Source organism: Wolbachia endosymbiont of Drosophila baimaii (assembly GCF_028982185.1).
In the GTDB taxonomy this organism is placed as follows: domain Bacteria; phylum Pseudomonadota; class Alphaproteobacteria; order Rickettsiales; family Anaplasmataceae; genus Wolbachia; species Wolbachia pipientis.
Map to the genome: position 1 here is coordinate 1 of NZ_JAPQLE010000118.1, position 11037 is coordinate 11037.

General features: G+C 34.9%; 8 protein-coding genes. 6 read left to right on the forward strand and 2 right to left on the reverse strand.

Annotation, left to right across the window (positions count from 1 at the left end):
* Positions 1 to 132: 132 nt before the first annotated feature.
* The gene (locus OZD66_RS04035; RefSeq protein WP_275022279.1) at positions 133 to 2055 is read right to left on the reverse strand and encodes a Ulp1 family isopeptidase; all 1923 of its coding nucleotides are present in this window, start codon (positions 2053 to 2055) and stop codon (positions 133 to 135) included.
* 143 nt (positions 2056 to 2198) lie between these two features.
* Here OZD66_RS04035 and serS point away from each other — a divergent pair, with 143 nt between their 5' ends.
* Positions 2199 to 3476: a serine--tRNA ligase gene (gene serS, locus OZD66_RS04040; RefSeq protein ID WP_182366439.1), complete on the forward strand. Its 1278-nt coding sequence runs from the start codon at positions 2199 to 2201 to the stop codon at positions 3474 to 3476.
* Between the two features lie 34 nt (positions 3477 to 3510).
* The gene (gene purD, locus OZD66_RS04045) at positions 3511 to 4782 is read left to right on the forward strand and encodes a phosphoribosylamine--glycine ligase (RefSeq protein ID WP_182366404.1); all 1272 of its coding nucleotides are present in this window, start codon (positions 3511 to 3513) and stop codon (positions 4780 to 4782) included.
* A gap of 635 nt (positions 4783 to 5417) precedes the next feature.
* On the opposite strand, the gene OZD66_RS04050 is transcribed toward purD, so the two are convergent.
* On the reverse strand, positions 5418 to 7388 hold the full coding sequence (locus tag OZD66_RS04050) for a WD_0033/WD_0034 family tandem repeat-containing protein (protein WP_182366402.1): 1971 nt from the start codon (positions 7386 to 7388) through the stop codon (positions 5418 to 5420).
* A 413-nt stretch (positions 7389 to 7801) separates the two neighbouring features.
* On the opposite strand from OZD66_RS04050, the gene OZD66_RS04055 reads away from it, so the two are divergent.
* The 4 genes from OZD66_RS04055 to OZD66_RS04070 form a co-directional block, all read left to right on the forward strand.
* Positions 7802 to 8668 (forward strand): ankyrin repeat domain-containing protein, encoded by an 867-nt coding sequence (locus OZD66_RS04055; protein ID WP_182366400.1) that lies wholly within the window; start codon positions 7802 to 7804, stop codon positions 8666 to 8668.
* Positions 8669 to 8970: 302 nt separating this feature from the next.
* Positions 8971 to 9897, forward strand: coding sequence for a ribose-phosphate diphosphokinase (locus OZD66_RS04060; RefSeq protein WP_182366398.1), 927 nt, complete (start codon positions 8971 to 8973; stop codon positions 9895 to 9897).
* On the forward strand, positions 9887 to 10240 hold the full coding sequence (gene gatC, locus OZD66_RS04065) for an Asp-tRNA(Asn)/Glu-tRNA(Gln) amidotransferase subunit GatC (protein WP_182366396.1): 354 nt from the start codon (positions 9887 to 9889) through the stop codon (positions 10238 to 10240). The genes OZD66_RS04060 and gatC overlap by 11 nt, the downstream gene beginning before the upstream one ends.
* 303 nt (positions 10241 to 10543) lie before the next feature.
* A partial coding sequence (locus tag OZD66_RS04070) for a transposase (protein WP_275021950.1) occupies positions 10544 to 11037 on the forward strand: 494 nt, incomplete at its 3' end.

The window sequence follows — 11037 nt, forward strand, 5'->3', positions numbered from 1 at the left end:
AAAACATTCCTCTATTCGAATCCTTTCGTCGTGCTGTTGATTCTGCCTTCCTATGACCTGTTCGGACTATTATGAGAAATGCTATAACTGGAGAATCAATTGTCAAATTTCCTACTTGTAGGGACATATACTCTATGTGTTCAAACCTAGCGCATTTACACATACTGTTACAACACTTTGTATAGCCGAACTTACTTTTTCCATAAGAGAAGGCTCTACCTCTACTATCTCAGCTCTCTCATAATGACCAGGTGCCAAGTATACCGTTTCTTGTTCTTTATTTCCCCATAGCTCGTTGTTCTGCTGATAACCTTCATTTATCACTCCCGCATTTGGCAGAAACAATGTATTTACATCATTACCATTATTTTTATAGTAGACGTCAATTTCAATATTAGCCAGCGAAGCTAAGATAGAAATTTCTTCTATGAAAACATGGTAACTTTGGCTGCTGATTGCCTCTAGATAAGATCTATAAATGGATTTGCCATTGAGAAAAGAATTTGCTGCGGTATCACTATTATAATTTCTATCATATTTTCTTTCACTAATATTGAGATTACTAGCACTAATGCTTCTTAAATCACCTATAACTTCATTTTCTTTTAATGTCGTAAGACAACATAACTTTTTTATTAATTTATTAGTCTTTTTTTTGATCTTCTCTACCCGTCTGTTTGTATGCTGAACCAAATCTTTTATTGAGTCCGACATACCAATCAAATGATTTGGATTTTCTAAGAATGCACCAAAAACTTTCTGCATCTGTCCCTTCAATAACTCAGGCATCCTTGGATCATTCAAAGAGTTAAATTGACTTAAAAATTTGTGCCATTCCATTCTCATATCTTGTGCTTTTTCAGTTTTATATTGACCAGAGCTATTATCACCAAATACCGCATGGAAAAAGCAGTTGCCATCACCTGTAGTATTATATTGAACAATTTTTGTTTGCTTACTTTCTACTGAATCTAAACTTACTCCGCTATCTTTACGACTTATATTTCCTGGACCACCTAATACAGGGCTTGGCGTGCCAGCCCTGCTTTGTTCATCCTTTTTCAACGCTTTTGCAAATTCTTTTCTCTTCTCTATTAATTGCTCTGAACTAAGTTCATATTTTAGCTGATCATCAATTTCATCAAACGATTTGCCTGCTTTCAGCATATCTGTAATTTTCTTAGCATTCTCTAAGGCAAATATTCCACAATTATACTTGTCATCTTGTTGTTTAGCTTTTGAGTTTCTAATACTACTATTGTCTATTCCTAGAGTTTTCTGTAGCGCACTTGATACCTCTTCTGGTAATGGTTCACCAAATGAATCGCAATAATATGCTCTAAACTTTTTACTCTTTTCATCATGAGAAATAACCAATGTTACCCAATGATTGTTATTTAAGTTAAGAATTGAAGACAATACTAAATTGTTATCCCCTTTTACTTTATCTTTATATTCTTGCAATCGGTTCCCCAGAAAAGATGTAAGATTATCGAGGCAAGAAAAGAACACTCCTTTGGAAAATTCCCTGTGACCTTTTTTACGATATGGCATCCATCCATAGTAACTTTTTGCAATCTCTGCAATATCAAAATTACTTAACCAAAATTTATAATCTTCTTTTTTATTTGTCTTATATACAAAAGAATCCTTATTTTCTTTGCAGTCAAAAATACCACTATCCCTATCAGGAGTTTTCGGTCTTGCTTGCTTTTCTGGAGTCTTGCCTTGCAAATCTTGTAGTTCTGTATCTTTTTCTTCACTCTTTTCCCCCTTTGAAGCTCTTTTTCCATTAATATAGTTCTTCGCTAAGTAAAATAAAGGTTCAACAACCATTTTGTATGCTACTGTAAGAATTATTCCCATTAAAACCCAAACTACGGGGTTAGAGATGAGCATAGCAAGTGGAAAGGTCAATAGAGGGGATCCTATTACCGCCCCTAAACAGCCAGCAGCGAATGTGGCTGCTAGGCATACACAAGTAGCGTAGATAACGAATTCCTCACCAGCAAAGTAAGTGCTCTCTTTCTGATTATTTTTTGTAATGCCCAACATACTACACCCTATGAATGCTAAGTTAATTAAATTTTAACAAATTCTAACAAAAAAATCAACCATAATAATTTTAGTAGTATGAGAAAATATTGAATATTAAGAGCTTTTGGAGTACAGTAACAATGTTAGTAATAGCACAATATATGCACGATATAGAATATATACGCAAAAACCCTGAAGGATTTGAAAAGGCAATGAAAAGCAGGGGAATTAGAGAATTTACTGCGAAAGAGATATTGGAAATCGATTACGAAAAAAGATCATTAACCACTAAACTGCAGGATTTGAATAGGCAGCGCAATGAAATCACAGAGGAAATAAAAAAGCTTAAAATGAGCAAGAGCCCCTGTGAAGAGCAAATAAAATCATCAAAAAACATTACGAATGAAATAGAGGCAGTTAGCTTAAAAGAACAAGCAGAAAAGGATAAGTTGGTGAATGTTTTATCTAACTTGCCGAATATTTCTGCGCAAGATGTGCCAATAGGCGCAGATGAGAGTTCTAACTTAGAAGTTAGAAAATACGGAGAAAAAAGGCAATTTGATTTTACAGCAAAATCTCATTATGAACTCGGAGAAAAGTTAGGTTTAATGGACTTCGAACAAGCGGCGAGAATTTCCGGATCAAGATTTGCAATATTAAAAGGGCAGTTGGCTAAGCTTGGACGGGCGCTAATAAATTTTATGCTTGAAATGCATGTTAATGAATTTGGCTATACTGAGGTGTACCACCCGGCTTTGGTGAAAAACGAAGCTATGTATAATGTTGGTCAGCTACCGAAATTTTCTGACGATTCGTATTTAACTACCGACGAATTGAGGTTGATTCCCACAAGTGAAGTGTTTTTAACAAATTTGGTTGCTGATAAAATAGTAGAGGAAAAAGAACTACCTATTCGCTTTACTGCGTATTCAGAGTGTTTTCGTAAAGAAGCAGGCAGCGCAGGGCGAGACACGAGAGGCATGATAAGGCAACACCAATTTGGTAAAGTGGAATTGGTGAGTGTTACAACTGAAGACCAATCAAATGATGAACTTGAGCGCATGACGAATGTTGCTGAAGAGATATTAAAAAAACTGGAGTTACCGTATAGAGTGATGCTGCTGTGCAGTGGCGATATGGGCTTTGCTGCACACAAGACTTATGACATAGAGGTATGGTTACCTGAGCAAAATAAATACAGAGAAATATCAAGCTGCTCAAATTGTGGTACATTTCAGGCAAGAAGAATGAACACTAAATATTCTTCAGAAACTGATAAAAAGATGAAAAAATATATTCACACTTTAAACGGCTCAGCTTTAGCTATAGGAAGAACGATTATTGCCATAATGGAGAATTATCAAAATTCTGACGGGTCGATTGCAATACCAAACGTGTTGCAAAAATACATGAGTAATGATACTGTTATAAGCAAATAATAATTTTGACATATAGAAAAGCGAGGAAATAAAGATGAAGGTTCTGGTTATAGGTTCTGGTGGGCGTGAGCACGCTCTACTTTGGGCTCTAAAAAAATCTCCTATCTTGACTGAGTTATATGTAACTCCTGGTCGCCAAGCTATGAAAGATCTTGGGGCTCTTGTGGATGTAAATATTCAAAATTCAGTGGATGTTACACAATTTTGCAAGAGAGAAAATATAGAGTTGGTTGTTATTGGTCCAGAACAACCAATAATTGATGGGCTTGCTGATGATTTAGTTGCAGAGGGAATAAATGTTTTTGCTCCAAGTCAAGCAACTGCAAAACTTGAGGGATCGAAGTCTTTCACCAAGGGACTATGTAAACGATATGGTATACCAACTGCCAAGTACGAGTGTTTTGTTGATGAAGGGTTAGCTAAAGATTTTGTACGTAGCAATAAAATGAAGTTTCCACTTGTAGTGAAAGCAAATGGAATTGCAGCAGGAAAAGGGGTGGTTATATGTAATACAGAAAGCGAAGCTTTTTCAGCAATAAATTCAATGCTAGTGGAGAAAAAATTTGGTGAATCAGGTGAAGAAATAATCATAGAAGAGTTTTTAGTTGGAGAAGAAGTAAGTTTTTTTGCTCTTATTGATGGGTTGAAAGTAGTAACTCTTGGGTGTGCAAAAGATTATAAGAGAGTTGATGAAAGTAATGAAAGCCAAAATACTGGAGGTATGGGGTCGTACTCGTCACCTTCAATTATAAGTAAGGACATGGAGCAAAAAATTATCCAAAAAATAATATACCCTACAGCTCAAGCATTGGTTAACATGGGTACGCCTTATAAAGGAGTACTCTTTGCTGGTTTAATGATTTGCAAAGATAGCCCAAAACTTCTCGAGTATAACGTTAGATTCGGTGATCCAGAAACGCAATCTATATTACCTAGATTTGATTCAAATTGCGATTTGTTAAAATTGATGTTGTCAGTTGCAGAAGGAAAGTTAAATGTCAAAATGGTGGAACTTAACAACAAATCTACAGTTTGTGTAGTTGTTGCAAGTAAAGGCTATCCGGGTGATTATCAAAAGGGAGAAGTAATTAAAGGATTAGATAAGATTGAAAGCATTCCTGGTGTGTTGGTGTTTCATGCTGGTACTAAATTGGATGAAAGTGGTAACTTAGTTTCCGATGGCGGAAGAGTGCTAAATATAGTAGCAGAAGGGAGCACTATAGAGGAAGCCAAAAGTAAGGTGTACTCAGCATTAAATTTTTTAGAATGGCCAGGGGGCTTCTTCAGATACGATATCGGTAGTTAATGTTAGCTGTCGGTTAGCAGGTGGTTCACAGAAACGAAAAACTTCCTTGACAAACTCCGCCAGCCCCCTTATCATGAAACTGAAGCTATTTATTTATCTTCGCAATCTGTGCAGGTTAATAACAAAAAACTTAGGGTATTTGGCGTCTCATGTTTAATTTTTCGCACTACGTGCATCGCATGTCTTTAAAAAATTTTAGGTTTTTACCTATATAAGCCGAAACGCGCTTACAAAGCGTTTAAGACAGCAAAAAACGTCAAATTGACAAGGGAGGATTTGAATGCTAGCTACTACGGGGTTTCTTTGCCTTTTTTCCTGCTTAGTAAATTTCTTAAACACTTGCGGTGTAGGTTAGTTGCAAGTTAAAAGCAGCTAAATCGCTCTTAATCAAGCGTTTTAGAATAAAAAAAACGCCGATATTTTAGTACATAGTAAATAGCCAACCACCACGGGGCTTCTTTTGCCTTTTTTTTCGCTTGGTAAATTTTTTAATATTTATAGCTAAACGACAACCGTCATCCCGCTACGTGTTAGCGGGATCTAGAGATACCGCGGCGGTATAACGTAGGGAAACCTTTCTTGGGTTAGCCCTATAAAACTAATCAGCATCTTGTTTAGCACATATAAATTAAGTTTCATAAATATAGTGTTAAACCTTGAAAATATGTTATAGCTACTTTTTCCAATTTAGTGGTGGGTTTTAACAGTACACATGTCGCTTTACTATCTACCAACTCAATCACCATAGAAGCTACAGTCATTACTTTGCATCCACTTATATTCCGTACTTTAACATTTGTTCTACTTTCTATAGGAAGCTTTACCCCCCCTACATCATTACGTACAGCAGTATGATTTATTTCATTTTTAGTTCCACTACTATGCTGCAACAAGATATCCCCATTAACTTTTATTTCAACGTTTTTGTCACTACTACCATTGTTAAAATTTAATCCCTCATCTCTTCTACTTTGTCTTTTTTCTTTTAATTTTAATTCAGTTTCTCTTTTATCAAGGGTAGGAAATGGGATGTGAGTTTTTTCCTGACCATCTTGATTTATAGCTCTTGTTGTATTAAAAGCTTCGTTGCTTTTACATGATATTGTATAAGTAAGTGGTGTGTAGATTTTTTCTTCACTATCTGGATATTTTATAGTTATTGTTGTATTAAGAATGTCTTTCAGAATATCGTTTTCTCTAGCTATGTCTAAAATTTCTTGGATAACTTTGCGATCATGTAATGCGGCAAGTAACTTATCAGTTACTTTTTGATTATTTTTATGTTTTATGGTTATTGTTGTGTTAAGAATGTCTTTCAGAATACCGTTTTCTTTAGCTACTCTTAACATTTTCTCAACAGCTATACTATCTTTACGTAGTATAGCATAAGCAAGTGGTGTGCAAGTTTCTTCCTGACCATCTAGATATTTTATAGTTGTTGTTGCGTCAAGAATGTCTTTCAGAATATCGTTTTCTTTAGAGACTTTTAAAATTTCTTCAATAGTTTTGCTATTTTTACATGATATGGCGTAAGTAAGCGGTGTGTAAATTTCTTCTTGACCATCTAGATATTTTATAGTTGTTGTTGCGTCAAGAATATCTTTCAGAATACTGTTCTCTTCATCTGCTACTAGAATTTCTTTAATAATTTTGCTATCCTTCCGGAACATAGCAAAAGCAAGTGGTGTGTAAGTCACTTCCCGGCTATCTAAATGTTTTATAGTTGTTGTTGCGTCAAGAATATCTCTCAGAATACCTTTTTCTTTAGCTACTCTTAACACTTTTTCAACAGCTATACTATCTTTACGTAGTATAGCATAAGCAAGTGGTGTATAAGCCACTTCCCGGTCTAGATATTTCATAATTGTTGTTGTGTTAAGAATATCTTTCAGAAGAGTACTGTTCCCTTTAGCTGCTACTAGAATTTCTTTAATAGCTTTGCTATCCTTCCAGAACATAGCATAAGTAAGTGGTGTGTAAGTCACTTTCTGGCTATCTGGATATTTTATAGTTGCTGTTGTGTTAAGAATATCTTTCTCCTTAGAGACTTTTAAAATTTCTTCAATAGCTATACTATCTCCACATAGTATAGCACAAGCAGGTGGTGTAACAGTTGCTCTCCGACCATCTAGATATTTTATAGTTGTTGTTGCGTTAAGAATATCTTTCAGAATACCGTTCTCCTTAGAGACTTTTAAAATTTCTTTAATAGCTTTGCTATTTTTACATAATATGGCATAAGTAAGTGGTGTATAAATTAATGAATCATCACTAATTATTTTTGCACTAAGAACACTCTTTAAAAGGTTGCTCAATTTAGCTTGTTGCAAAATATCCTTTACAGTTTGACTATTCTCGCAAAATATAGCATGAGTAAGTAGTGTAAAAGTTGATTTTTTACCCCGATGTTTGCTTACTTCCGTAGTAAGAATCCTTTGGTTTTCCTTTTTAGATATTTTTTCTAGTTCTTCAGCAATGCTACTTTTTTTGCCTTTTATTTTTGATGCTAATTTTAAAATACTTTTTTCATCTTTCTCTTTCAATTTCGAATCGTTTACCTGATGAGTCATTTTTTTTCTCAAGGTCTTTCTTATTAAACTAAGCATAACATTTCCTCTCTTCGTGGTTATAATATTTGCTTTTATGAATCAGTTGTGTTGACAATGTATTAATTGCATAGCTCAGACATTGTTTTATAAAGTAAAATTTTAGTAGACTACCTTACAAGAACGTTTCTTGCTAATTCTGAATCCGAAAAAAGGACGCAGTAAAGTTATTTGTAAGGGAAGAATGAAACTTGTAGCTATAGCTAAACTGACTTACGATAATTTGAAAAACCGTCATACCGCTGCTTGTTAGCGGGATCTAGAGATACCGCGGCGGGATGACGGTTCGCAGTGGTATGACGGTTCGCGGCGGGATGACGATAAGCTCGTCATCCCGCTACATTAATATTGTATTAATAAAAACTTAATAATAATCCTTAATAATATATGAACTAACATGTTCGCAATTTCGTATGACAGAGGAAACAAAAGATGGATATGCTTCCTTATACGTTGCAATTCAGGAAGGTAATATTGAAGCTGCAGAACTACTAATAAAGTGTGGCACAAACGTCAATGATCATTATGAACGCAATCGTACGCCACTGCATATTGCCATCGGACGCAAACAATTAGAAATAGCAAAATTGCTGATAAAAAATGGAGCAAACGTTAATGCAAAAACTCAAAATCATGGTAAAGATGATCTAACACCAATGCACTTTGTAGTTTTTGCAAATACGCCAGAATTTATAGAATTACTAGCTAGCCATGGTGCATTGATTAATGAAAGAGAAAGTACCGAAGGGTATACTCCTCTTCACTTTGCTGCTTTGTATGGGAACAAAAATATAATACAAGCCTTAATTGATAAGGGACAAGATATTGAAGATGTGGACAATAATGGGCGAACAGCTCTGTTTTTAGCTGCTAGGCAGTGCACTGAAGCAGAAGATGATAGCAGAATAGAAATTATCAAGTATTTGATAGACAAGCTCAAAGCAGATGTAACAAAGAAAGACAATAATAACAATGCAGTACTCTTTCCTGCCGCTAATAATTGCCCTGGAAAAGTGGTAGAATTCATCATTGAGCAATATATAAAAATCTTTGAGTTAGAGAATTTTATCAACCACAAAAATAATGATGGAATGGATGCTTTGGATATTGCGCTGAATAGTGGAAACGAGAAAGCTATTGAAGTATTAAGATCATATGGAGCAGATATCAAGAATAAGGCAGATGGTAACACTCAAAAAATTACTGCAGAAAAACCAAGTAGTACCCTAGACAGAGCAGAAAGTGCAGAGGTAGCACCTCCAATTAAGCAAAGAGTATAAAGCTTTTTACAAAGCGATTATAAATTCAGTAAGTTGCAGAGGCTCTACAATGGGAAGTGTAGTATGCTAGCAGATACAAATGACTAGATAAATTATATTTCATTAAAGTCATTTATCTTGAAACATAAGCAGGATTTTGTATAGTTGTTTCAATTTGGGTCTGTATATTGAAACAATGCGTGAAAATGACAGGTCATTGTGCAAGAGATACCTAATTCGCCGACAAGAATACTAGATAAAGAAACTTACATTTCAATTATTTCACAATTTCTGTATAATCTTAAAAACTCAATTAGTGCGTTATGAAGATAATAATAGGTAATGCTAGTAAGGAATTAGGGGAATCAGTAGTTAACCGGCTAGATGTTCAACCATCCTCTGCTTGGATATCAAAGTTTACCGATGGTGAGGTAAATGTAGAAGTAGCAAATGATCTGTATAATCAAGAAGTATATATAATACAATCTCTTTCTCCCCCTGTGAATGATAATCTTATGGAGCTTCTGCTTATAATTGATGCAGTAAATAGATTAGGAGCCAAAAGGATAGTAGTAATTATCCCTTATTATGGATATAGCAGGCAAGATAGAATTATCAAGAACAATAATGTGCAGTCTGCTTTAAGTGCCAAATTAGTTGCAAATCTTATTCAAACTGCAGGTGCAAGTAGTGTTGCAGTTATTGATTTGCACTCAAGTCAAATTGAAGGATTCTTTGATGTACCGATAACTAATTTGAACTGCTTTGAAGCATTTGTTGACTCTATACACACGGAAAATTTGGCAATTGTTGCACCTGATGTTGGAGCAATTGGTAGAGCACGTGCTTTTGCAAAGACTTTAGAGGAAAAGTACAAGATAGGGTTAAGTGATAAGATTATTGTAGTAGATAAATATAGGGAGAAAGCAGGCACATCTCAAGTAATGAACATAATAGGAGAAGTTGCAAATAAAAATTGTGTCATTGTTGATGATATAGTTGACTCTGGTGGAACATTGTGTAATGCAGCTCTTGCTTTAAAAGGCCACGGAGCAAAGTCCGTAATTTCATGCATCACACATGGCGTGCTTCCAGGAAGTGCAGTTGAGAAAATCTCTTCCTCTTCTTTAGATAAATTAGTGATTACGGATACCATACTTCACAAACTTGAAAAAACTGGTAAAATAGAAGTTGTTTCGGTTGTAAATATTTTAACTCACTTTATCCAAGGAGGTAAAGATGCCAGCTAAGTCAACAGAAGACGTTATTACTTCACTAATAGAATTTGCAAATAAGAGAAAAATAACAATTACCAAAGAAGAAATGCTTAAAATTGCACAGCTTGTAAGGATTAAGTTATCAAATGACGAGATTGATCACTACTCCAAAGAACTGACAATGCTGGATTGGATACATAATACTTTATTGCAAGTTAATACTGAAGGTGTTTCTCCTGTGCATTATGGCAGTATAGACAAGGACATTCATGTACGCGATGATGTTATAAATTCTCAAAACATTAAAGAAGAGATATTGTCCAATACAAAACCTGAGCATGGGTATTTCGTAGTGCCAAAGGTTATAAGCGATTAAAGTAAAATAAGGCTCATATCAAATCTATAATAGATCGTATCTGTTCAGCAGAGTGGCAAAATAAGGTAGACGAGAAAAGACAACTATAGGAACAAATGGGTGTCATTCCAGTGCTTGACACTGGAATCCAGTCCTTTTGCACAGTTCCATCAAAAACGTTGTAGAGGATTAACCGCTTTCGTGTTTACCAACTTAGTGCCCAATCTGGATCCCAGTGGGCTTTGTTGCATAGCAACTGAAAAAATCTGGTGGCTACTGACAAAATTCATTATAAAATAGCCATTTAACCTTGAAAGAAAAAATATGCCACAAAAAATGAGGGTCAGTAACCATAGCGAATATAACAAATTTCTAGAAAAAAGAGGAAATATTTTTCATTATATCAACGAAGCCATAGAAAAGTGGTACGAGAATGGTCCAAAAATACCAGGTGGCAACAATATTTATAGCGATAAAGTTGTAATTTTGGTGCACATAATAACTTGTTTATTTAGAATAGGCCTGAGGCAAACAGTTGGGTTTATAGCAGGATACCTTGAGCAAATTGGGAAAAATTTGCAAGTTATCAGCTATTCACAATCATCAAGAAGGTTTAAGAAACTCAATATTAAGATCAATGATTGCAGAATTGATAAAAATAATATGGAAGATATCGAAATTGCTATAGACAGTACAGGAATTAGTATATACAACAACACTCCTGGTCATAGCAAAGAAAATAGCGAAGATAGAAAGTATCGCAGCTATGAACAGACAAGAAAATTGCATGTAATGTTGAATACAAACAGCAAAAAAGC

What these genes read in the sequence shown, in the direction of transcription:
- OZD66_RS04035 (WP_275022279.1), bottom strand. Translation starts at nt 2,055, where the DNA reads ATGTTGGGCATTACAAAAAATAATCAGAAAGAGAGCACTTACTTTGCT.
- serS (WP_182366439.1), top strand. Translation starts at nt 2,199, where the DNA reads ATGCACGATATAGAATATATACGCAAAAACCCTGAAGGATTTGAAAAG.
- purD (WP_182366404.1), top strand. Translation starts at nt 3,511, where the DNA reads ATGAAGGTTCTGGTTATAGGTTCTGGTGGGCGTGAGCACGCTCTACTT.
- OZD66_RS04050 (WP_182366402.1), bottom strand. Translation starts at nt 7,388, where the DNA reads ATGCTTAGTTTAATAAGAAAGACCTTGAGAAAAAAAATGACTCATCAG.
- OZD66_RS04055 (WP_182366400.1), top strand. Translation starts at nt 7,802, where the DNA reads ATGACAGAGGAAACAAAAGATGGATATGCTTCCTTATACGTTGCAATT.
- OZD66_RS04060 (WP_182366398.1), top strand. Translation starts at nt 8,971, where the DNA reads ATGAAGATAATAATAGGTAATGCTAGTAAGGAATTAGGGGAATCAGTA.
- gatC (WP_182366396.1), top strand. Translation starts at nt 9,887, where the DNA reads ATGCCAGCTAAGTCAACAGAAGACGTTATTACTTCACTAATAGAATTT.